The sequence below is a fragment of the Caloramator sp. E03 genome, assembly GCF_006016075.1.
GTDB lineage: Bacteria > Bacillota > Clostridia > Clostridiales > Caloramatoraceae > Caloramator_B.
On record NZ_CP040093.1, the window covers coordinates 1,797,884 to 1,822,437 of the forward strand.

21 protein-coding genes are annotated in these 24,554 nt (G+C 31.6%); 19 read left to right on the forward strand and 2 right to left on the reverse strand.

From position 1 onward, the window contains the following. Positions 1-52: 52 nt before the first annotated feature. Positions 53-2,803 carry a sigma 54-interacting transcriptional regulator gene (locus FDN13_RS08850; RefSeq protein WP_138979859.1) on the reverse strand — a complete coding sequence of 917 codons (2,751 nt, stop codon included), beginning with the start codon at positions 2,801-2,803 and terminating at the stop codon, positions 53-55. Between the two features lie 190 nt (positions 2,804-2,993). Between FDN13_RS08850 and FDN13_RS08855 the strand changes: the two genes are divergently transcribed. The 14 genes from FDN13_RS08855 (at position 2,994) to disA (ending at position 18,815) form a co-directional block, all read left to right on the forward strand. Beyond that, positions 2,994-5,066, forward strand: a complete 2,073-nt coding sequence (locus tag FDN13_RS08855; protein WP_138979860.1) for a hypothetical protein — start codon at positions 2,994-2,996, stop codon at positions 5,064-5,066. Between the two features lie 180 nt (positions 5,067-5,246). Next, complete coding sequence (gene fusA, locus FDN13_RS08860) at positions 5,247-7,334, forward strand: elongation factor G (protein WP_138979861.1); 2,088 nt, start codon at positions 5,247-5,249, stop codon at positions 7,332-7,334. A gap of 125 nt (positions 7,335-7,459) precedes the next feature. Then, positions 7,460-7,696: a hypothetical protein gene (locus FDN13_RS08865; RefSeq protein WP_138979862.1), complete on the forward strand. Its 237-nt coding sequence runs from the start codon at positions 7,460-7,462 to the stop codon at positions 7,694-7,696. A 1-nt stretch (position 7,697) separates the two neighbouring features. After that, on the forward strand, positions 7,698-7,841 hold the full coding sequence (locus FDN13_RS14235) for a hypothetical protein (protein WP_168190123.1): 144 nt from the start codon (positions 7,698-7,700) through the stop codon (positions 7,839-7,841). Between the two features lie 114 nt (positions 7,842-7,955). Then, positions 7,956-8,399 (forward strand): acetyl-CoA carboxylase biotin carboxyl carrier protein, encoded by a 444-nt coding sequence (gene accB, locus FDN13_RS08870; RefSeq protein ID WP_138979863.1) that lies wholly within the window; start codon positions 7,956-7,958, stop codon positions 8,397-8,399. A 2-nt stretch (positions 8,400-8,401) separates the two neighbouring features. Then, a complete protein-coding gene (locus FDN13_RS08875) occupies positions 8,402-9,754 on the forward strand; it encodes an acetyl-CoA carboxylase biotin carboxylase subunit (protein ID WP_138979864.1) in 1,353 nt (450 codons plus the stop codon). A gap of 1 nt (position 9,755) precedes the next feature. Continuing rightward, the gene (gene accD, locus FDN13_RS08880) at positions 9,756-10,634 is read left to right on the forward strand and encodes an acetyl-CoA carboxylase, carboxyltransferase subunit beta (RefSeq protein WP_138979865.1); all 879 of its coding nucleotides are present in this window, start codon (positions 9,756-9,758) and stop codon (positions 10,632-10,634) included. Next, on the forward strand, positions 10,631-11,572 hold the full coding sequence (locus FDN13_RS08885) for an acetyl-CoA carboxylase carboxyltransferase subunit alpha (RefSeq protein WP_138979866.1): 942 nt from the start codon (positions 10,631-10,633) through the stop codon (positions 11,570-11,572). The genes accD and FDN13_RS08885 overlap by 4 nt, the downstream gene beginning before the upstream one ends. Positions 11,573-11,814: 242 nt before the next feature. Further along, complete coding sequence (locus FDN13_RS08890) at positions 11,815-12,273, forward strand: CtsR family transcriptional regulator (protein ID WP_138979867.1); 459 nt, start codon at positions 11,815-11,817, stop codon at positions 12,271-12,273. Between the two features lie 14 nt (positions 12,274-12,287). Then, on the forward strand, positions 12,288-12,824 hold the full coding sequence (locus FDN13_RS08895; protein WP_138979868.1) for a UvrB/UvrC motif-containing protein: 537 nt from the start codon (positions 12,288-12,290) through the stop codon (positions 12,822-12,824). Between the two features lie 4 nt (positions 12,825-12,828). After that, a complete protein-coding gene (locus FDN13_RS08900; RefSeq protein ID WP_138979869.1) occupies positions 12,829-13,851 on the forward strand; it encodes a protein arginine kinase in 1,023 nt (340 codons plus the stop codon). A 12-nt stretch (positions 13,852-13,863) separates the two neighbouring features. Then, entirely contained in the window at positions 13,864-16,287 is a 2,424-nt protein-coding gene (locus tag FDN13_RS08905; protein WP_138979870.1) for an ATP-dependent Clp protease ATP-binding subunit, read from the forward strand. 108 nt (positions 16,288-16,395) lie between these two features. After that, a complete protein-coding gene (radA, locus tag FDN13_RS08910) occupies positions 16,396-17,751 on the forward strand; it encodes a DNA repair protein RadA (protein WP_138979871.1) in 1,356 nt (451 codons plus the stop codon). Between the two features lie 2 nt (positions 17,752-17,753). Further along, positions 17,754-18,815, forward strand: a complete 1,062-nt coding sequence (gene disA, locus FDN13_RS08915; protein ID WP_138979872.1) for a DNA integrity scanning diadenylate cyclase DisA — start codon at positions 17,754-17,756, stop codon at positions 18,813-18,815. 22 nt (positions 18,816-18,837) lie between these two features. On the opposite strand, the gene FDN13_RS08920 is transcribed toward disA, so the two are convergent. Next, positions 18,838-19,233 carry a DUF1573 domain-containing protein gene (locus FDN13_RS08920; protein WP_138979873.1) on the reverse strand — a complete coding sequence of 132 codons (396 nt, stop codon included), beginning with the start codon at positions 19,231-19,233 and terminating at the stop codon, positions 18,838-18,840. Between the two features lie 283 nt (positions 19,234-19,516). Here FDN13_RS08920 and FDN13_RS08925 point away from each other — a divergent pair, with 283 nt between their 5' ends. The 5 genes from FDN13_RS08925 (at position 19,517) to proS (ending at position 24,510) form a co-directional block, all read left to right on the forward strand. Then, a complete protein-coding gene (locus FDN13_RS08925) occupies positions 19,517-20,011 on the forward strand; it encodes a CarD family transcriptional regulator (protein WP_138979874.1) in 495 nt (164 codons plus the stop codon). A 141-nt stretch (positions 20,012-20,152) separates the two neighbouring features. After that, the gene (locus FDN13_RS08930) at positions 20,153-21,292 is read left to right on the forward strand and encodes a PIN/TRAM domain-containing protein (RefSeq protein WP_138979875.1); all 1,140 of its coding nucleotides are present in this window, start codon (positions 20,153-20,155) and stop codon (positions 21,290-21,292) included. Positions 21,293-21,355: 63 nt separating this feature from the next. Continuing rightward, entirely contained in the window at positions 21,356-22,045 is a 690-nt protein-coding gene (gene ispD, locus FDN13_RS08935) for a 2-C-methyl-D-erythritol 4-phosphate cytidylyltransferase (protein WP_138979876.1), read from the forward strand. A gap of 10 nt (positions 22,046-22,055) precedes the next feature. Next, positions 22,056-22,529, forward strand: a complete 474-nt coding sequence (gene ispF / locus FDN13_RS08940) for a 2-C-methyl-D-erythritol 2,4-cyclodiphosphate synthase (protein WP_138979877.1) — start codon at positions 22,056-22,058, stop codon at positions 22,527-22,529. A 307-nt stretch (positions 22,530-22,836) separates the two neighbouring features. Beyond that, a complete protein-coding gene (gene proS, locus FDN13_RS08945; RefSeq protein ID WP_138979878.1) occupies positions 22,837-24,510 on the forward strand; it encodes a proline--tRNA ligase in 1,674 nt (557 codons plus the stop codon). The last annotated feature ends 44 nt before the right edge of the window (positions 24,511-24,554 follow it).

A 24,554-nucleotide genomic window follows, 5' to 3' on the forward strand; every position in this document is an offset into this window, starting at 1 on the left:
TAAAAATATTTGGTAATTATCTTTATACACATTAAAAAATTCATTGTTTATTTTATACACTTATGCTTAGAATTATCATAAGTATATAACATATTTCATCCTCTGAAAAATTTATATGATAAAAATGTTCAATTTGAGAGAGAGCATTTTTTACATAATCATATTCTTTTGAATAAACGTCTATAATTTCCTCTCTTTTTGGGCAATTTCTAACTTCTTCTTTATTATTTGCTCTTATTATTGCACAGGCTAAATGAAGAATTAATCCTGAAACTGTGTATATATCTATGTCTTTTGTTATGTTTTCTTTTATTTTATCTATAAAATCTATACATAAAGGTTTAAAGTCAGCTATATTTAGTTCAACTTCGTTTTCAAGACCTTCAAAAATATCTTTATAAAAATCCTCAGGTGTCTTAATTCTGTTTACTATATTTTTGATTCTTATAAAATTACTGTCTGAAAATAATTCTGCTGCTGATATAAATGGTATGTCATAAATATTAGGGTTTACAGTTCCAACTATTGCAATTATCTTTTTATTTTTTGATAGAATATTTATTGTATTATACATTTCTTTTTTATCACTTGCGGATATTGGAACTACCTGTATATCTTTTTCATTTAGATTTATTCTTTCTTCTATCATGTTTTTTAATTTTACAGCACTTCCTTCACCTGTTAAACATGTAGTAATAATTATGTTATCTTTATTTGGTATATAAGTCTGGGTAAAACTTATATTATAATTATTTAGAAAACTTACTGTTGATTTAACTTCTTCACATATTTCATGAATATTGTTATTTGTTAATGCCTTCCTTGCACATTCTATAACTAATAATGTAGATACCATGTCTATTACTCTTATTTCTATACCTGTTTCTTCGCTTATAAGCTCCCCGAACATTCTAAGAGATCCCATGTCTACTAATAGAATTACGCCAGATCCTTGATGATTTGTAATTATTAAATCCTTTATTTCTTTATAGGCAATTTTGGGTTTTTTATCTAAATTCATATCATAAGCAAAAACGTTGTTACTACCTACAAGTTTATTAGCAACTTCAGCCATAGAAGAGGCAGTACTCCTTCCGTGTGCTGCAACCACAATTATTGGCTTAGAAGTTAAAATTTCTTCATTTTCATCAAAACAAAGAAACATTGCAATAAAACCAACTTCATCAGCTGGAATTTTAATATTGAATTTCTTTTCAAGTTTGCTTGCTAATGATAAAGCTAAACCATATTCTTTTCCATGCTTTTGAATTATCTCTGCAAGATTATGATTAATTATATTTTTCTGTTGATATATTCTTTCAATACTTGAACTTACATGAAGACAAAGCCCATAAAATACTTTAGATGGAAATATTCTTTTTAATTGCTCTGATGCAGTTTTTAAAAAGTCTTCTATTATTGTTATAATACTATTATCTACTATTTTAGATAGTTCTTCTTTATTTACCTCATGTTCAAATTTCTTAATATATCTATTAAAGTAATTTTTAATATCTATTGACATTGTAAAATTTATATCTTCTTCTTCAACACCACGTTCTTTAAGTTCTTGAATTCTTTTTTCAATACTTTCATAAAAATTATCTGGAAGATTGCTATCAGCAGATTTTAGCATAAGTTTTGTACCCTTTGGTTTGAAGCTTAAGCTTACATTATCTTTTATAATTTTGTCAATTTTATCAGAATATTGTTTGTATAATACTAATCCTTGTCTTACATTATTTGAAAAATCAGTACTGTGAACCTCTATCTTTTTCTTACCTTGGGAAACATACTTTAAAAAGGAATTTGCACATCCAAGTTGTATATCACTTTTTAATTGTCCTACGTTTCCAGGACAGCTATATAAAAGAAGGCTTCTTAATGTATTAGTGGATACAGTTATTTCTTTGCCAATCCTTTTAGCTTCTGTTTTAAAAAATTCGCATATAAGCTCAAACCTTTCCTCTAAGGTCCTATCTTTTAAAGGGGGGATATTTATTGTCATTGGAATTCTTCTTGTAAAGGTTGTTAATAAAGAACTATCTACATCTTCAGTTGTTGCACAAATTATAAGTATTTTACCGATTTTCTTTTTTTCTATGTCGCCAAGAGGAGTATAAATCCCTTTATCAATTAATGTAAATAACATTTCCTGACCTTCAGGAGGAAGTCTGTGAACTTCATCTAAAAATAAAATTCCTCCGTTTGCTTTGTCAACAAGTCCTATTCTATCCCTATCAGCACCTGTATAAGATCCTTTTTTGCTGCCAAAAAGATGAGCTATTAAAAGCTGGGGATTATTTGCATAATCGGCACAGTTAAATGAAATGAAAGGTGCATTGGGAGAAATTATTCCTTTTTCTATAGCAAATTTATACATTAGCTCTGCGAACATAGTTTTTCCTACACCTGTGGGGCCTAATAGCAAAGTATGAAGTCCATTTGGAGGATATAAAATAGCAGCCTTGGCTTGTTGAATGCTTTTTTTCAAACTTTTATTGCTGCCAATTATATTATCAAAATTTATGGCAGGTAAAATTGCATTTTGCTTATTTTCTATAGATGTATCTGCTTCAGTAGACATGTTTACTGTATATATAATAGGTTTTCCTTTTAATTTAAATATTTTACCTTCTTTACACAATTTATTAAGAACTGCACTTACATTAGATCTTTGCAAATTAAGGGCATTAGCAATTTCCATAGTGCTACATCCAATGCTTTTAATTTTGCCTTGTTCTTTTTGCTTTTTACATTCATTATATAGATATTCGAAAATTATACTTTCTGATTTGTTCATACATATCACCTGTTTTTAAATCTATTTCAATATCATATTATATCATATTAAAAATTATACACATATACACAAGGCAATATTGGTTTTAATTTTAATTAATTTTTGTTTTCTCATAAAAATATATTATTTTGTGCCAAAATTTTAAAAAAAGAATAATATAAATTAGAGTATTGATAGAGGAGTAGGTAATATGTTTCCTGCAAACGATGGACTATGGACAGTATATATTAAAACTGCTCTTATTAGAAATGTCACCCCCTGCTGGGTAGACATAGTGGGCGATAATTCAAATCCTGCCTGTTACTATTATTTAAACGATGTAGCTGTTACTCCAAGGGAAATTGCCTTTAGGATGAGGCTAAACGGAAGTCCACTTAGCAATAATCCCCTAAAATATGAGCTAAAAGAGTTCGTATGGGGAGTACAAATAGTTGACATGTATAACTCTGTTAAATTTTCTGTATATGTAAACGCAACAACTGACAACTATGCCCTTGAGGTTTGGGATTCAACGAATACTAAGATTTATAGTACACCAATTATATTAAACAGCCCTGAAACAGTAAATGATAATGTAAGAGTAAGAAGCGCAGGAACTGTTTTCCCATGCACAGGGCCTACTATTCCTGACGAGGATTTTTTCCTCGATTTTAGAGTACCAGTAAGTGCCTTTACAGGATTTGACTTTGATACTGATACCTATAAACTTTGCTATTTTACTTCAACTCAGGAAAACGTAATAAATAAAGATTATGAGTGCGGTGGTTTAATAAACAAACCTGAAGGTGCAGTTTTATGCGTTAGCAAGCACATTGAAAGCGGTCCATCGATTATTTGTGCATGCAGCACAGCAATATGGGTACTACATGTTGTAATAGAAAACTGTGGTGATGTTGATTTAACTAATGTTGTACTAACTGATACTATAAATTCTGAAATTGCATCCAATGCAGATATAGTTTTAATGCCTAATGTTGGCCCTGTATTGGTTGGAAATCAGATAACATGGAATATAGGAACTTTAATGAAGGGAGAAAAGCAAACCCTTGGTATAGAGATAACAGGATACTTTGATACTCCTGGCCATAAGATTTTCGATGAAGGAGAGGTTGACTGCGACGAGCTTGATCCTATACCATTCAAAGATGTTGGAATAGATGTAATAAAATCTACAGATAAACTTATAGTTGAAAAAAGCATAATAGAAGGTCCACAAAAGGTAAGCCTTTGTGATATTGAAACATGGAAACTAAGAATATATTTAAAAAATACATGTGAGGCAGATTTAGCAGCACTTTCGGTTTTTGATGAAATAAACTGCAGCTTTTCCCTTGAAGATTCTATTGTGCTTACTCCAAGCAAAGGTATAGCCTTTGCTGATGGTAAAAAAATTTATTGGGATATTGAACTTTTAAGAGCAGATGAGGAGGCAACCCTTTATATAACCTTAAAGGGCTTTTTCGCCAAGGAAGGGCTTAATATATTTAATAAGGGATATGTATATTCAGATTGTATAGGAGAGTTTCCTTTTGAAGATGAGGGAATAGAGGTTTTTGCTCCAGAAATTACTGATATTATAGAGGTCTATGGAAAGATACAGGATTTAAAGACAGGGCAGCTTTTAGAGGATGTTTTGGCAACAATATACGATAATAGATGCAATATAATGAGGGTTGAAACCTTCGATAAAAGATATAATATAAGCCTTAAAGCAGGAACTTATATTATAAAATTTTCAAAGGAAGGATATGTAGATAAAATATTGATAGTTGTACTTCAGTCAGATATGGATATTTATTTTGACATTAAAATGCTTAAAAGATCAGCTGTAGTATGCAGTGCTGATATTGCAAATAAAGACCTTTATCTTAGCATAATAAAAGAAAGAGTTGATGCTGATGCTGTATTCAGCAAATCCACCTGTATAAATACTAAAGCTAAAATTGAAAATCTTTGTGATGTTGTTGAAAATATTGAGGCTAATACTGCATGCAACTCTAAACTTTTAATTGATTTTACTATTGAAAAGAATATAGTATATAAATTAAATAATGAGAAGAATTTAAAATATGATGATTATAATTTTAGTGTTTATATACCAATCTGCAGAAATATAGATGGATGCAGCTTTGTATATAATTATAAGTATAGTGGGAACTATTACTGTAAGGATGATAATATAGTATATAATATAGCATACATTAAATTCAACGGATACTTTGTTTGTGACAAAGATGTTTTAGTAAATGGAGCCGATGAATAGCAGATAAGTTTAACTTATCTGCTTTTTAAATTAAAATTATGAATAAAATACCATTATTAGTATAAAATAATAAATGCGTCTATTCAAAAAATTTTTAAAATTTAAAGAGGAAAAATCATTTTTTTATAGAATAAATTAATTAAGCTTGCAATTTAATTTGCACTAAAGGGGGAATTTCTTATGAAAGAATACAAAGTTGAAAATGTCCGAAACGTAGGGATTATAGGACATGGTGGAACGGGCAAAACAAGTCTTGTTGAAGCAATTTTATATAATTGCAAGGAAACTGATAGGATAGGCAAAGTAGAAGATGGTACAACGGTTTGTGATTATGACCCTGAAGAGAAGAAAAGGAAAATATCTATTTCAACAGCTGTAGCACCCTGTGAATGGAATGGTAATAGGATTAATTTTGTAGATACTCCAGGATATTTTGATTTTGTTGGGGAAGTAATTGAAGGTTTAAGGGCTGTTGATACTGCACTTATTAACGTTTGTGCTGTATCTGGAGTGCAGGTCGGTACTGAAAAATGTTGGAGTTTTGTTAATAAATTCAAGTTGCCGAGAGCATTTTTTATTAATAAACTCGATAGAGAAAATTCAAACTATGAAAAAACATTAAATGCATTAAAAGAAAAGTTCGGATTAGCTGTTGTTCCAATACATATTCCAATAGGTAAGGAAGCGGATTTTAAAGGTATAATAAATATAGTTGAAAAGAAAGCAAAGATATATGATATTAAAACAAAAGCTATGGTTGATGGAGAAATTCCAAAGGAGCTCTTACCGATAGTTGATGAATATAGAAATAAATTAATGGAATCAGTTGCTGAAAATGATGAAAACTTACTTGATAAATTTCTAAACGAAGGAGAATTATCCGATGAGGATATTATAAAAGGACTTAAACTTGGAATTGCATCGGGAGATATAGCACCTGTATTTTGTGGCTCTACGATAACTGGAGTTGGAGTAACAACTCTTTTGGATAGCATTGTAAAATATTTTCAATCACCAGCTGAAAAAGGAGAATATGAAGGGATTAATCCTAAAACTAAGCAAAAGGAAGTTAGAAAACCTGATATAAATGAGCCTTTCTCAGCCTTTGTATTCAAGACTATTGCAGACCCCTTTGTTGGAAGACTATCTTTATTTAGAGTAGTATCAGGTTCAATAAGCTCGGACTGTTCAATATATAATTCAACTCAAGATAAAACTGAAAAGGTCGGTACATTATATATATTAAAGGGTAAAAACCAAATAAGCGTTACAAAGCTTCAGGCGGGAGATATTGGAGCAGTTGCAAAACTTCAGTTTACTGCAACTGGAGATACATTGTGTGACCCGTTAAAACCAATAATTTATAATGGATTTGAATTCCCAGAGCCTTGTATTTCAATGTCTGTAAAACCAAAATCAAAAGGGGATGAAGAAAAAATATCTTTAGGACTCCACAAGCTTTTAGAAGAAGATCCCACATTCAGCATATCAAGGGATGTTGAAAATGCAGAAACTCTAATTTCAGGGCTTGGAGAAATTCATCTTGAGGTTATTGCAAGTAAGTTAAAGAATAAATTTGGTGCTGATGTAATTCTTGATCTGCCTAAAGTTCCATATAGAGAAACTATAAGAAAGACATCGGACGTACAGGGAAAATATAAAAAGCAATCAGGTGGGCATGGACAGTATGGAGATGTTGTTATAAAATTTGAACCACAGTATGAAACTGAAGATTTGGTATTTGTTGACCAAATAGTTGGTGGAGTAGTTCCAAGACAATACATCCCAGCTGTTGAAAAGGGACTTAGAGAAGCAATTAAAAAGGGTGTTCTTGCAGGATACCCAGTTATTAACCTTAAGGCAACCCTTCATTATGGTTCTTATCATCCCGTTGATTCATCAGAAATGGCTTTTAAGACTGCAGCATCTTTAGCATATAAAAAGGGCATGAAAGAAGCAGACCCAGTTCTTTTAGAGCCTATAATGCATATGGAGATAATAGTTCCTGATGAATATATGGGAGATATAATAGGAGATATTAATAAAAGGCGCGGTAGAGTTCTTGGCATGGAACCAAAGGATGGAATGCAGGTTGTAATTGCAGAAGTTCCAATGGCAGAAATCTTTAAGTATGCAACAGATTTACGCTCAATGACTCAGGCAAGAGGTTCCTTTACAATGAGGTTTGAAAGATACGAAGAAGTTCCTGCAAATATTAGTCAAAAGATTATAGAAAATGCTCAAAAAGAAGAAGAAGAGGAAGAATGATTTTTGCCCCTATTTGGGGCTTTTTTTTATATAAATTTACCGAACCTACATTAATTTAACTTTAATATTTAAATGATTATTTGCAGAAAATAATTATAGGCTCATCCATAAGGGAGGTAAAATTTATGTCAGACTACAGAATAAATTTTGGTACAACAATAGGTCCTGCCGATATAAATAAATTATATGGCATGCTTGAGATAATAGGAGATAATGATAGCCTTAATATAGTATTAGAGTCCGCTGATGCACATCAGACAGATAGAATAATGAAAATACTTGATGATAATGATTTCTATGCAACAACTAAAGGCTCTAATGACGGATACCATTATAATATTACTGCAAGGAGGAGAACTTAAAATGAAAAGCAAAAATCATCGAAAGTTAAAAAGAGTTGATCATATTGATGTAGTTAAAGCAGATTTTTTGAATATTGATAATAAATATAAAGATAATAAAGCAAAGGATGTCGATGTAGGTATCAATAATATGGGGCTTAGATAGGAGTCAGAAGTATAAACGCTTCTGACTTTTATTATTGATATAATATATTATAATATGATATAATTATTAATAATTATAACCAGGTATTAATATTAGGTTTTATTGGAGGATGCTATGGAATTAAAAGATATAAAAGAAATTATAAGGGAAATTGATTCAAGTAGTATTTCAGAATTTGAATTTCAAAAAGATAATATAAGGATTGTTATTAAAAGGAATAATACAGTTAAATATGTTAATTATGATCTGCCCAAAGAGGAAAGTTTATTTTTAGTTGCAGAAGATAAGGATAATGACGAAAAAGACACACTTAATGATATTTATATAATTAAATCTCCAATTGTTGGTACTTTCTATTCAGCACCAAATCCTGAGGCAAAACCTTATGTTACTGTAGGAAGCAAGGTTAAAAAGGGAGATGTCCTTTGTATTGTAGAAGCAATGAAACTTATGAATGAAATAACTTCAGATGTTGATGGAGAAATAGTAGAGATTATGGTTCAAAATGGCAGCTTTATAGAATACGGTCAGCCTCTATTTGGGGTAAGGAAGGTGTAGCTATGTTTAAAAGAGTATTGATTGCAAATAGAGGTGAAATTGCAGTAAGGATAATAAGAGCATGTAAAGAAATGGGGATAGAAACTGTTTCAGTATATTCAGAAGCCGATAAGGATGCTATGCATGTTTATCTTGCAGATAAGGCAGTTTGTGTTGGTCCAACGGAATCAAAAAAAAGTTATCTTAATATCCCGGCAATAATTACTGCTGCAAAACTTACAGGGGCACAGGCGATACATCCGGGTTTTGGATTTTTGTCGGAAAATGCAAAGTTTGCATCTTTATGCAAAATGGCTGATATTAAATTTATAGGTCCCTGTAGTAAGGCAATAGAACTTATGGGTGATAAAGCAACAGCAAGAGAAACTATGAAAAAAGCAGGAGTTCCTGTTGTACCGGGTTCAGAAGGTAAATTATACTCTGCAGAAGAGGCTAAAAAAATAGCAGATAGTATAGGTTATCCAGTTATGATAAAGGCATCAAGTGGCGGAGGAGGCAGAGGTATGAGAATCGTCAATGATGAGAGCGAGTTTATTAAACTATTTAACCTTTGCCAGCAAGAATCTAAAATTGCTTTTAATGATGATGCCATGTATATAGAAAAGTATATTGTAAATCCAAGACATATTGAATTCCAAATACTTGCAGATAGCTTTGGTAAAATATTATATCTTGGTGAGAGGGATTGTACTCTACAAAGGAGGAATCAAAAGGTTATTGAGGAAGCACCTTCTATAATACTTGATGATGACTTGAGAAAGAAAATGGGTGAGGCTGCAATTAAAGCTGCCAAAGCTTGTAACTATGAAAATGCAGGTACAGTTGAGTTTTTACTTGATAAAAATAAAAATTTCTATTTTATGGAAATGAATACAAGAGTCCAAGTGGAACATCCTGTTACTGAAATGGTCACAGGAATAGATATTATAAAGGAACAGATAAAAATAGCTTCAGGAAAGGCATTAGAATATTCTCAGGAGGATATAAAAATTAGTGGTCATGCTATAGAGTGCAGGATAAATGCTGAAAATCCAAAGCTAAACTTTAGACCAAGTCCTGGTAAAGTTACAGCATTCCATACTCCTGGTGGCTTTGGAGTAAGAGTTGATAGTGCTGTATATCAGGATTATGTAATACCTCCATTTTATGATTCTATGATTGCAAAGCTTATAGTACACGGTAAAGATAGAAATGAGGCAATAGAAAAGATGAAAGTTGCCCTATATCAGTTTATAATCGATGGGGTAGACAATAATATTGATTTTTTAATAAACCTTTTAAATAGTGATGATGTAAAAAACAATGAATATGATACGTCTTATATTGAAACGTGGTTAAAAAAGTTAGGTGAGTAAAATGTGGAAGGATTTGTTTGTAAAAAGAAAATATGCAACCTTAAAAATTACACAAAAGGATTCTGAAAGAATAGATAATATATCTTTGGATGATATAGATGTTAATATGTTTACAAAATGTCCATCCTGTGGAGAGATACTTATAAATATGGATCTTGAAAACAATTTAAAGGTTTGTTATAAGTGTAATTATCATTTTAGGATAGGGAGTAAAGAGAGAATAAATATTACATTTGATAAGGGTTCAATTGAATATTTTGATAATAATATGAAAAGCTTAAATCCTTTGGGTTTTATAGATTATAGCCAAAAGTTGAAATCCCTTAGTAAATCTCTTGGTATAAATGAGGCTGTTGTTACTGGAAAGGCTAAAATAAATGGGTATGATTTATGTTTTGGAGTTATGGAGCCTAATTTTATAATGGGTTCTATGGGAAGTGTTGTTGGAGAAAAGCTCTCAAGGATGTTTGAAAAAGCAATAGAGCTTAACCTTCCAGTTGTTGTTTTTTGTGCTTCAGGTGGGGCAAGAATGCAAGAAGGAATGCTTTCATTGTGTCAAATGGCAAAGGTTAGTGCTGCTGTTAAAATGCATAGCAATAAAGGGCTTTTATACATTAGTGTAATTACTGACCCAACAACAGGTGGAGTTACTGCAAGCTTTGCTTCTCTTGGGGATATTATTATTGCAGAGCCTAAAGCTACCATAGGTTTTGCAGGAAGAAGAGTTATAGAGCAGACTATAAAGCAAAAACTTCCAGATGAATTCCAAAGTGCTGAATTTATGCTTGAACATGGTTTTATTGATATAATTGTCGAAAGAAAAAAAATGAAGGAAACACTCTCAAACATACTTAAAATTCATTTGGGGGTGAAAAAATGAATGATTTGCAAAAACAGATAAAAGAAATTGATGAAAAAATAAGTAAAATAAATAATTTTATAAAGATAAGCGGGGTAGATTTATCGGGAGAGATTGAAGCATTAAAGTTAAAAAAAATAGAACTTATAAAGGCTTTAAATCCATTAAGCCCCTGGGAGATAGTACAGATTGCAAGGCATAAAAACAGACCAAATTATAAAGATTATTTAGATGGAATGATAGATGATTTTTTAGAACTTCATGGTGATAGAAATTATAGGGACGATTGCGCTATTGTAGGAGGAATAGGGTTTCTTAAAGGTTTTCCAGTGACTTTTATAAGCCATGCAAAGGGAAAAAGTATAGAAGAAAATGTTAAAAGGAATTTTGGAAGTCCTCATCCGGAAGGATATAGGAAGGCATTGAGGTTAATGAAACAAGCAGAGAAGTTTAAAAGGCCTGTTATATGTTTAATCGATACTTCAGGGGCTTACTGTGGTGTAGGAGCCGAAGAGAGAGGACAGGGTGAAGCTATTGCAAGAAACCTTCTTGAGATGTCTGATTTAAAAACACCTATTATTTCAGTTGTTATAGGTGAAGGTGGAAGCGGTGGAGCTTTAGCTCTTGGAGTTGCTGATAGAGTGTTTATGCTTGAAAATTCTATATATTCAGTTATATCACCTGAAGGTTGTGCATCAATTCTCTTAAAGGATGCAACAAGGGCAAATGAAGCAGCAAATTATCTAAAACTTACATCAAAGGATCTTTTAGAGCTTGGAATTATAGATGGAATAATAAAAGAGCCTGCTGGTGGAGCTCATAACGATGTAAAAGAAACTGTAAAAAATGTAAAAGAAACTTTGATTGATTCTTTAAATGAACTTGTAAAATATGATATAGAAGATTTGACTTTAAAAAGATATGAAAGAATAAGGAATATAGGAGTATATCTTGAATAGAATAAATGTAAAACCTCATATAATCTTATTATATGGGGTTTTATAATTATATTTGCTTTATAAATAACAAAAAATAATAAAAATACGAACAAAATTTAAGATATATATAGATAAATTCATATAATCGAATAAATTTAGAAATAATATGGGAGAATTGCAAAAATTATCAGTTGAACATGAAGATAATGGTATTATAATAAAATTAAAGGTCAAAGATAGTCAAAGTCAAAAGAGGTGATGAGATGGCAAGATTGTCTGATGTAATAGAGAATTTTATAAAAGAAATGCTTGAAAGAGCAGAAAATAATTATCTTGAAATTCAAAGAAATGAGCTTGCTAATCTTTTTAATTGTGCACCTTCACAAATAAATTATGTACTTACAACAAGGTTTACTGTAAATAGAGGGTATTATATTGAAAGTAAAAGAGGCGGCGGAGGATGTATTAAGATTACCAAAATAAATATGGATAAGAATAATTATATAAAGGAGGTAATTTGGAATAATATAGGTGACGAAATAACTCAACAGGAAGGAGAAGGTTATATCAACTTATTTGAAGAAAGAGGCTTTATAACTTCGAGGGAATCAAAACTTATGAAAGCAGTTATAAACGATAAGACTTTAAATTTACCAATGGATATAAGGGATATAGTAAGGGCGCAGATTTTAAAGACTATGCTTATTACTGTTATTGAATAATTGGAGGTGTTATTATGTTATGTCAAAAATGCAATCAAAGAGAGGCTAATGTTCATATAACAAAGATAATTAATGGTGTAAAAACTGAAATGCATTTTTGTGAAGAATGTGCAAGGGAGAGCCAGGAAGCCAATATGTCTATACCACTTACCTTTGGTATGCCAATGTCTTTCCAAAATATACTTGAAGGGTTTATGGAGATGATGGGTGGTATACCGCAACAATTAGTTGAAGAGATATCCTGTCCGGTATGCCATATAACTTTTGAATCTTTTAAGCAAACTGGAAGGCTTGGTTGTGGAAACTGCTATAGTGCATTTAGTGATAATATAATTCCACTTATAAAAAGAATACACGGAAGTATTCAGCATACTGGAAAAGTTCCAAAACGTTCTGGAGGCATATTAAAAATAAAAAGAGATATTGATAAACTTAAAAATGAACTTAAAATTGCTGTTGCTAATGAAGAATATGAAAAGGCTGCAAAGTTAAGAGATGAAATAAAGCGATTAGAAGAGAGGCTAAATAATAATAAACAGGATAAGGAGTGATAAAATGGGTTTTTTCTCTTCAAAATCAAAGGATTCAGGAATAGTGTTAACAAGTAGGATAAGACTTGCAAGAAATATAGATGGTATGCCTTTCCCACAGCTTCTTTCCGATGTAGAGGCAAAGAAGGTAATAGATAGTATATATTCTTCACTAAAAAATAGCAGCATTCCCGAAGTAAAAAATTTTAAGCTTGTTAATTTATCTGATATAGGAAAGCTTCAGATTTTTGCAATGGTAGAAAGACATGTAATAAGCAAAGATCTTATAAATAATTACCAAAAAGCTGCTGTTATTTTAGATGAAGAGGAGAAAACATCTATAATGGTTAATGAAGAGGATCATATAAGGCTTCAAGTTATGTATCCAGGTCTCATGCTAAAGGAAGCTTATGAATATGCAAATAAAATTGATGATGCTATAGAAGAGAATATAACTTATGCCTTTGATGCAAGGTATGGATACCTAACAAGCTGTCCAACAAATGTTGGCACCGGAATCAGAGCTTCTGTTATGCTTCATCTTCCAGCTTTAACTTACACTAAGAATATAAACAATATATTAAATACTGTTACTCAAGTTGGAATGACGATAAGAGGATTATATGGAGAAGGAAGCAATGCAATGGGTAATATGTATCAAGTATCAAATCAGGTAACTCTTGGACTTTCTGAGGAGGAAATTATAAATAGCCTTATTGCAGTAACTAAAAAGATAATAGATCAGGAAGAGAGGGCAAGGGAAATAATAGCTGAAAAGAGAAATATAGCCTTTGAAGATGATGTTTATAGATCCCTTGGAATTTTAAAATATGCAAAGACAATAGATACAAATGAATGCTTAAATCTTATCTCAAAGGTAAGATTAGGTGTTGAGATGGGAATAATTAAAGAAGTAGATATTAAAAAATTAAATGAACTTATAACAGTTGTTCAGCCTGCTACACTTCAACTTATAGATGGAAGAGAACTTGAAGGAAGAGATAGGGATGTTGTAAGGGCAAGAATAGTAAGGGAAACTTTAAAATAGGAGGGATAAGATATGTTTGGAGGTTTTACTGAAAGAAGCCAAAGAGCCTTTTATACTGCTGCAGAGGAAGCACAAAGGCTTGGACATAATTATATTGGAACTGAACATGTACTTTTAGGTATTGCGAAAGAAGGCGGTCAAGCATCAAAGATATTAAAAGAATTCGGAGTTACGGAGAATAAGATAAAGGATCTTATAATTGAAATAGAAGGCCAAGGGGACATTGAGTTAAGACTACAAGAAATTCCATTAACTCCGAGGACAAAAAGGCTTATTGAGATATCAAGAAATGAAGCAAGAAACCTTAACCAGAACTTTATAGCACCAGAGCATCTACTCCTTGCTTTAACAGTTGAAAATGAAGGTGTTGCTATTGCAATTCTTCAAAAATTAGGAGTAGATCTTTCAAAGCTAAGAAATGAAATAATAAATAATATTGCTACAGAATCTATTAACAAAAAGTCCCATGGAGGAAGAGGAATGAATACTCCTAATCTTGACCAGTTTGGAAGAGATTTGACCAGTATGGCAAGAGAAGGCAAGCTCGATCCTGTCATAGGAAGAGAAACTGAAACTCAAAGGGTTATTGAAATTCTCTGCAGAAGAACAAAGAACAATCCTTGCCTTATTGGTGAGCCTGGAGTAGGTAAAACTGCTATAGCAGAAGGTCTAGCACAAAAAATAGTAGAGGGAAATGTACCAGAAATATTAAAAAATAAAAGGGTAGTTACCCTTGATTTATCTGGAATGGTTGCAGGTTCAAAATACAGGGGCGAATTTGAGGAAAGATTAAAGAAGGTAATGGATGAGATAAGAAACTCTAAAGATATAATACTGTTTATAGATGAGGTTCATACTATTATAGGTGCAGGTGCTGCAGAAGGAGCAATAGATGCTTCAAATATATTAAAACCAGCATTGGCAAGGGGAGAACTTCAGGCCATAGGAGCAACTACAATTGATGAATACAGAAAATATATTGAAAAAGATCCAGCACTTGAAAGAAGATTTCAGCCTGTAATGGTTGGAGAACCTACCCTTGAAGAAACTCTATTAATATTAAAGGGGCTTAGGGATAAATATGAAGCTCACCATAAGGTAAAAATAACTGATGAGGCGCTAAATGCAGCTGTTAACCTTTCAGATAGATATATAACCGATAGATATCTTCCGGATAAGGCAATAGATTTAATGGATGAGGCATCATCAAAAGTAAGGCTTAAAAATTTAACAGCACCTCCAGATATTAAAAAGCTTGAGGATGAACTGGAGAAGATAAAGAAAGAAAAAGAAGAAGCTGTAAATATGCAGGAGTTCGAAAAAGCAGCAAAACTTAGGGATAGGGAACTTGAAATACAAGCTGAATTAAATAAGGTTAAGGAAAATTGGAAAACTCAAAAGAACAATGATATGCCTGTTTTAACTGCTGAAGATATTGCAAATGTTGTATCAAGTTGGACTAATATACCTGTAGCAAAACTTACAGAGAGTGAATCACAGAGGCTCTTAAACCTTGAAAATATACTTCATAAGAGGGTTATAGGTCAGGATGAAGCTGTAAAAGCTGTTGCAAGAGCTGTAAGACGTGCAAGGGTTGGACTTAAAGATCCCAAAAGGCCAATAGGATCCTTTATATTCCTTGGCCCTACAGGAGTTGGTAAAACTGAGCTTTCTAAGGCTCTTGCTGAGGCTATGTTTGGAGATGAAAATGCTATAATAAGAATTGATATGTCAGAATATATGGAAAAGCATACAGTTTCAAGGCTTATAGGATCTCCTCCAGGATATGTTGGATATGAGGAGGGAGGACAGCTTACTGAGAAGGTAAGAAGGAATCCTTATTCAGTTGTATTGTTTGATGAAATAGAGAAAGCTCATCCAGATGTATTTAACATTCTCCTTCAGATTCTTGAGGATGGAAGGCTTACTGATGGTAAAGGCAAAACTGTAGATTTTAAGAATACTATTGTAATTTTGACTTCTAACGTAGGTGCCCAAACTATTAAAAAACAGCTTACATTAGGATTTGCACAAAGCGTAAGGGAGAAGGAAGACTCTTATGAGAGGATGAAGGAAAATGTAATGGAAGAGCTTAAAAAGACATTTAGACCTGAATTTTTAAATAGAATAGATGATATAATAGTATTCCATCAATTGGAAGAGGAACATGTACAAAAAATAGCTAAACTTATGCTTGATAATGTTATAAAAAGGCTTGCTGATTTAGATGTTACTATTGAATATAGTGATGACGTAGTAAAACATCTCTCAAAGGGAGGATTTGACCAAATGTATGGTGCAAGACCTTTGAGAAGAGCAATAACTAAGGCAGTTGAGGATAAACTTTCAGAGGAGATGTTAAAGGGAACTATTAAAAAAGGAGATAAAGTTTTCATGACAATTGAAAATGACGATATTATATTCAAAAAACAGTAAAAATTATGCCCTGTTATTAACAGGGCATAATTTACTATAATTGGGTTGATAATATTTAAATAATAAAATATAATGAATTTGCAAAAGATTATCATGGATGTGATAAAAATGGGTAAAATAAAAACAAACTTTGTATGCCAAGAATGTGGCTATGAGTCTTTGAAATGGATGGGAAAGTGTCCGGGATGTGGGAGCTGGAATACGATGGTTGAGGAATTACAACAAAAGGATGTAACAAGTCCAATAGTAACTATCTCAAAACCTTTAACTATAAATGAAATAGAGATTGTTGAAGAGGAAAGATACACAACATACCTTGAAGAACTTGATAGGGTTCTTGGAGGCGGAATTGTAAAGGGTTCCCTTATATTAGTTGGAGGAGATCCTGGGATTGGAAAATCAACTTTGCTTTTACAGGTTGCATCTAATATATCATCAAAAGGAAAGATTGTGCTTTACGTTTCAGGAGAAGAATCGGCAAGGCAAATAAAGTTAAGGGCAAAAAGGATAGATATTAAAGAAGATAGGCTTTATATTCTTTCTGAAACAAATCTTGCTTCCATTGAAAAGTATATAATTGAGATTAAGCCTCATGTAGTTATTATAGATTCGATACAGACTATATATAGGGCTGAACTACAATCGGCTCCAGGCAGTGTAAGCCAAGTCAGGGAAGCAACTTCAGTTCTTATGAGGATAGCAAAGACTTTAAATATATCTATCTTTATAGTAGGGCATGTTACAAAAGAAGGATCTATTGCAGGGCCAAGGGTGCTTGAGCATATGGTTGATACAGTTTTGTATTTTGAAGGCAATAGATATCATACCTATAGAATTTTAAGAGCAGTTAAGAATAGATTTGGTTCTACTAATGAGATAGGAGTTTTTGAAATGAGGGAGAAGGGACTTGTGGAAATAAAAAATCCTTCAGAGCTCTTGCTATCGGGAAGGCCAAGTAATGTCTCAGGGTCTTGTGTTGTGTGCAGTATGGAAGGAACAAGGCCTGTGCTTGTTGAAATTCAGGCATTAACCTGTGCAACGAGTTTTGGAATGCCAAGGCGCATGGCAACAGGAGTTGATTATAATAGGGTAATACTTTTAATGGCAGTTCTTGAAAAAAGAGTTGGGATGCAAGTTCAAACCTTTGATGCTTATGTAAATGTAGCAGGAGGGTTAAAACTTGACGAACCGGCTTGTGATCTTGGGATAATTTGTTCAATAGCATCAAGCTTTAGAAATATTCCAATTGATACGAAAACTATAGTAATAGGAGAGGTAGGATTAACTGGAGAGATAAGAGGGGTAAGCCTGATTGAAAAAAGGATATTAGAAGCAAAAAAGCTTGGATTTTCAAGGTGTGTAATCCCTAAGGAAAACGTTAGGGGTATTGATATACCTAATGGAATTAGTATAATACCAGCTAGCAATATATATGAAGCTTTAGAGGCTTTATTAGGGGGATAAAGATGTTGGATAGTCGTGAAATTGAACTTATTAATGTACTAAAAATTGTTGCACCAGGTACTCCGCTTAGAGAAGGTCTTGAAAATGTTTTAAAAGCAAAGACTGGTGCACTTATAATGGTTGGTGACCAAAAAGAAGTTATGGGTATTATCGATGGAGGATTTTTTATTAACAGTGAATATAGCCCTTCTTATTTATATGAACTTGCAAAGATGGATGGGGCTATAGTTTTAAGCAGTGACCTTAAAAAAATACTCTATGCTAATACTCAGTTAATACCAGATTCTTCAATTGAAACCTTTGAAACAGGAACAAGGCATAGGACAGCTGATAGAGTAGCAAAACAGACTGGGAATCTTGTTATTGCAATATCACAAAGAAGGAATATTATAACGATTTACAAGGGTAATCTCAAATATATTTTAAAAGATACAAACATAATACTTACCAAAGCAAATCAAGCAATTCAAACCCTTGAAAGATATAAAACTGTCCTTGATGAAGCCATGACCAATCTTTCTGTTCTTGAATTTGATGATTTAGTTACAGTTTATGATGTTGTGCTGACAGTTCAAAGAAATGAAATGGTTATGAGAATAGTGAATGAAATACAAAAGTATATATATGAATTAGGAAATGAAGGAAGGCTTATCTCTATGCAGCTTGACGACCTTGTTGATGAGGTTGAAAATGATGGAATTATGCTTATTAAAGATTATAGCTATCAGAAAGATTATAATGATATTTTAAAGGGAATAAGAAATCTTTCCTCTGATGAGCTTTTGGAATTATCATCTGTTTGTAAGATTTTTGGATATAATGCTGATCTTATGCTTGATACTATGATTTCACCAAAGGGTTACAGGTTAATTAGTAAAATTCCTAAGGTTCCTTCAGTAGTTATAGAAAACCTTGTAAAAACCTTTGGACAGCTAAAAAATGTTATGAAGGCTTCAATTGAAGAACTTGATAATGTAGAAGGTATTGGAGAAGCAAGAGCACGAGCAATAAAGGAAGGCTTAAGAAAGCTTCAAGAAAAGGTTTTGTTAAATAGGCATATATAAAGGGCAGATGTCTGCCCTTTATTTATAACATAGAAAATTTACCCAAGGTTTGAACTTTATCGTTTTCTTTTATTATTATATCAAATAGATTTATTCCAAGTGCGTTGCATAAAGCTGAAAGATAATAAAGATTATTACCTATTTCTTCTTCAAGTACCTCTCTGCAATTGTTGCATAATGTACCTTCTATTTGATAACTTAAGTGGTTTGCAATATCTTCAAGGGAAGCATCATCAGGTATCCTTTGTTTATGAGCAGATACACTGATACAACCACAATTAGTTACTGATTTTGCAACGGCACGGTTTATTCTTGAATTGGACTCTGAAAGTTTAGTCATTATATCTATTATACTTTTGTGTCTAATTAAAGATTCTGATACTGAATTCTGAAAATCATCTACCAAAACATCTTTCATGTGCTTCCTCCTCTTATTACAAATAATATTTATCCACACTACAAAGTTAAAGCACGGTTGAATTATAAATAGGCAACTAAAATGTTTTCTTAATCATATTATAGATATTAATTTTATATAATGTCAAATATATTAATTTTAAAATTAGGTTATGTAAACAAATTAAAAGTAATTTTAATATAATATAAGTAAAAGGGTCACTCATTCAAGAATATAAACGTACTTATTAAAAATATCTGCAAATTGTAAAATTCAATATATACTTAATTTGGGGGTGACCTTTATGTTTTCAATAGGTGAATGGATTTTCTATCCTGTCTTTGGGGCAGGTTTAATTATAAATATAGAAGAGAAAAAAATATGTGGGGATGAAAAAAAATATTATATTATAAAATTTATAAATGGTATTAATATGATGATACCTGTTTTCTCTAATGAGGCTTATAGATTGAGAAAAGCAATATCAAAGGATGAATGTGTAGGAATATATAATATTTTAAAATCAGAACCTGAAGGATTACCATCAAGATGGGTAGATAGATATAAAAGCTATAAAAATTGCATATATGATGGAGATATTAAAAAGCTTGCAAAGATGTTAAGGGATATTGGAAACTTATCACAGAGTAAAAAACTATCAAAAAGTGAGATTAAAATTTTTTTTAGTATACTTGAACTTGTTTCTGGAGAAATTTGTGCAGTTTTAAATAAGGATATTGAGATGATAAAAAAGGAAATTATTAGAATTATAAAATTTGATGATAAAGTTAATTCATAAAAAAATAACAGAATGTTATAATATAAATTATTGCTTTTTAAAAGGGGTTAAGGTATATTTAAATTAGTCAAAATGGAAATATCTGATATCTAAAGTTTATATTTTATTTTTTTTGTTAATAATAAAAATGGAGGTGTATAAATGTTAGATAAAATTTTTAGATGGCTTTTGACAGTAATAGGGCTTGTCTTGGGATATGCTTTGGCAGGTATATTTGTAAGGCTTGATTTTTTTCACCAATTTATTAATTTTAACCAAAGTTCTATATCATTAATAATATTTTATATTGTATGTATATTGTTGTTTGGACTTATGCTATATGTTATAGCTCCTTTTATAATTAAAATTTTATGGAATATTACAGGATTTCTTGAGGGAGCACTTCAAAAGATTCCTACAAATGATATAATCCTATCTGTTGGTGGGCTTATAATTGGTCTTATAGTTGCAAATCTTTTTATAGGTGCTGTTACAAAGTTTATTTCAGTTGCAAGTTCAACCATTTTGGCTGTAATTGGAAGCATAATATCACTTCTTGTAAATATAATATTTGCAACTCTTGGAGTAAATATAGCTCTTAAAAAGAAGGAGGATCTGTATAATATTTTTACTTTTATGAAGAAGTTTGGAAAAGATAAGAAGAACAAGGGTGAAGCAAAGACCTTTAACAGCCAGCCCAAAATTTTAGATACAAGTGTAATAATTGATGGTAGGATATTAGATATTTTGAAAACTGGTTTTATAGAAGGACCTATTGTAATTCCTTCATTTGTACTTGAGGAGCTTAGGCATATTGCAGATTCTTCTGATTCTTTGAAAAGAACAAGAGGCAGAAGAGGGCTTGATATTTTAAATCTTATTCAAAAAGAACTTGGAATTAGTGTTGAGATTTGTGAGAGAAATTTTGAAAACATACAAGAGGTTGACAGCAAATTATTAAAGCTTGCTCAGGCTTTAGGAGGCAAAGTAATAACAAATGATTTTAATTTGAATAAAGTTGCAGAATTCCAGGGAGTATCTGTGCTTAACATTAATGAGCTTGCAAATGCAGTAAAACCTATTGTAATACCAGGAGAAGACATGCATATACAGATTATAAAGGATGGAAAAGAAACAGGACAGGGAGTTGCATATCTTGATGACGGTACTATGATAGTTGTTGAGGGTGGTAAAAAATATGTTGGAGATATCGTTGATGTTACTGTCACAAGTGTTCTTCAAACTGCAGCAGGAAGGATGATTTTTGCAAAGATTAAGAATGCACAAGATAAAGCAGTATAATACTTGGTAAGGGATTGTAAATATTATACAATCCCTTAAAACACTATCTAAAAGGAGAATAGTATGGTTTCAGCAGTTATTGTAGCAGGTGGAAAAGGAGAAAGAATGGTATATGATATTCCAAAACAATATATAGATATTGGAGGTAGGCAAATTCTTTCAATTACTTTAGAGGCTTTTGAAAATTGTGATTTTGTTGATGAGATTGTACTTGTTGTTCCAGAAAATGATATAGATTTTTGCTTAAAAAATATAGTAGAACGCTATTCTTTTAGAAAAGTTAAAAAAATAGTTAAAGGGGGCAGCAGTAGGCAAAAGTCAGTATATAATGGGCTTTTGGAGTGCAATCCTTTGACTGATATAGTAATTATACATGATGGGGTTAGACCTTTTATTAGTAGTGAGCTTATTAAAAAAAGTGTTGAAGGTGCTAAAGCTTATGGTGCTTGTGCTGTAGGAGTTTATGTAAAGGATACAATTAAAATTGTTGATGAAGAAAAGTTTATCCTTTCAACTCCTAATAGGGACAACCTTATTGCAATTCAAACTCCTCAAACTTTTAAATATGATTTGATATTAAAAGCCCATGAAATTGCAAAAAAGGAGAATATAGTATCAACTGATGATACGGCTCTTGTTGAAAGGATGGGATATAAAGTAAAAATAGCTGAAGGTAGCTATTATAACCTTAAAATAACAACTATAGAGGATATAGTTATTGCAAGGGTAATTTATGAATCCTTAAAAGCTTAGGAGGAATAGTATGAGGATTGGTCATGGCTACGATGTACACAGATTAGTTAAAGGTAGAGAACTTATATTAGGAGGAGTTAAAATAGAATATGAAAAAGGGCTTTTAGGGCATTCTGATGCTGATGTGTTGCTCCATGCTATAATGGATGCACTTTTAGGGGCAGCGGCCTTTGGTGATATAGGAAGACACTTCCCTGATAATGATGAAAGATATAAAGGAGTAAATAGTTTAAAACTTCTTGAATATGCAGGTAATTTGATTAGAGAAAAAGGGTATGAAATATCTAATATAGATTCTACAATTATTGCACAAAGGCCTAAGATTATGCCTTATATTGAAAATATGAGAGAGAATATTTCTAGAACATTAAACTTAGAAAAGGATTGCATAAATGTTAAAGCTACCACAGAGGAAGGGCTTGGATTTACTGGAAATGGTGATGGAATAGCTGCTCATGCTGTATGTATTATTAAAAAGAAATGAATGCATGATTAGAAAGTAAAAGGTTTAGTAATAATTTAAAAATATTAAGGTTGTAGATACATTAACTTAACTATAAGTTAATGTAAATTTGCAGGACTTTGGTATAAAATGGTTTATGCAAAATTATAACCTTAAGAATCAATATTTAAGACAACTATTGGTACGTCTATAACATAGACTGCTTTTATACATTGAGGAAGCAGTTTATAATGTTGACATATATAAACATAAAATATATAATTTCTATAAGAAAAGCCTTAGCCTTCGCCATTAGGTGAAGGCTTTTAGCTTAAGTAGGAGGGATTATATGAAATATAGTGAGTTTTTCATATCTACATTAAAGGAAGCACCTGGAGAGGAAGAAAATGAAAGTTTAAAGCTCATGTTAAGGTCTGGGCTATTAAGAAAAGTTGCGGCTGGAGTATACTGCTATCTTCCAGTAGGATATAAGGTATTAAATAAAATAGAAAATATTCTAAGGCAGGAGATTAAAAGTTTAAAAGCTAATGAGATTTTGTGCCCTAATCTTGTTCCTTTAGAACTTTCTCTAAAAGAGGATGATAAAGAGGAAAATTTTTGCTTTAAAGACAGAAGTGGAAGAGGATTTGCTCTTGGAACAAGCTATGAAAGGATGATATTTGATATATTAAAAGGGGAGATAAAATCCTATAAAACTTTGCCTGTTATGTTTTATTGTATAGAAAACGAGTTTAGGGATGAAAGAAGACCCAAAGCTGGACTTTTAAGATCAAGAGAATTTAGAACATTGAATCTATTTAGTTTTAATAAGTCCAAAGAAGAAGTATTACTATCAATAGATAAGATACATAAAGCTCTTGAAAAATTTTTTAAGAAGCTTGATATTAGTGTAGTAAAGGCACGAAATGATTTTAGCATAAAAGGAGATGTTTCCTACTGTGATTTTATAATTGACTTTGAAAATGGAGAATATAATTATATAACTTGTAAGGAATGTGGATACATATCAGGTAAAGATTATACGCCTACAAAGATTGACTATATGAAGGAAGATAAGGAATTAAATGTCATAGAAAAAATTTCAACCCCAAATATTAGAACCATAGAGGAGCTTGTATCATTTCTACAAACTTCACCATCAAAGTTTGCAAAAACTTTGATATATAAAGTTGAAGGAAAAAGTGTTGCTGTTATGGTAAGAGGGGATAGGGAAGTTAATGAAAATAAAGTTAAGGAATATCTTAAGGCTTCTTGTATTGAACTTGCTGATGATAAGACAATACTTGAGGTTACAGGTGCACAGGTTGGGTTTGCAGGTCCTGTTGGTTTAAAAACCGATTTGCTTCTTGTTGATAATGAAATACCTAACATGAGAAATATAATAGTTGGGGCTAATGATACAGGGTATCATCTTGTTAATGTAAATTATGGAAGGGATTTTGATGGAGAGGTTGGAGATTTTAGGAATATTACAGATAAGGATACTTGCCCTGTGTGTGGTTCCCAGATAGAAATTAAAAGAGGAATTAAAATTGCAAGTATATATAAAAGCAACGATGAAATAAAAATAAAATATAGGGATGAAAAAGGAGAAGAAACTAATGTTTTAGCTGTGCTTTTAAGTGTAGGAATAAGCAGAATGATATGGGCAGTTTCGGAAAATAAATACGATGATAAAGGTATTATATGGCCTTTTGAAATTGCTCCCTTTGAAGTTGTGATTGTACCAGTTTCAGTTAAAGATGAACTTCAAGTTAAAGTTGCGCATGAAATATACAACAAGTTAAAGGAAAAAGGCATGGATGTTTTATTAGACGATAGGGATGAGAGAGCAGGAGTTAAATTTAATGATGCCGACCTTTTGGGAATACCAGTAAGAATAACAATAGGCAAGAAGATAAATGACGGATTTGTTGAACTAAAATTTAGAAATGAGAATGCATCAAAGGATGTAAAAATTGAAGACTTTTATGGCGAAATTGAAGCCTTTTTGTTGAAATAGAATTTTTTTCATTATACAATTTAAAAGGAATAATATTTAGGAGG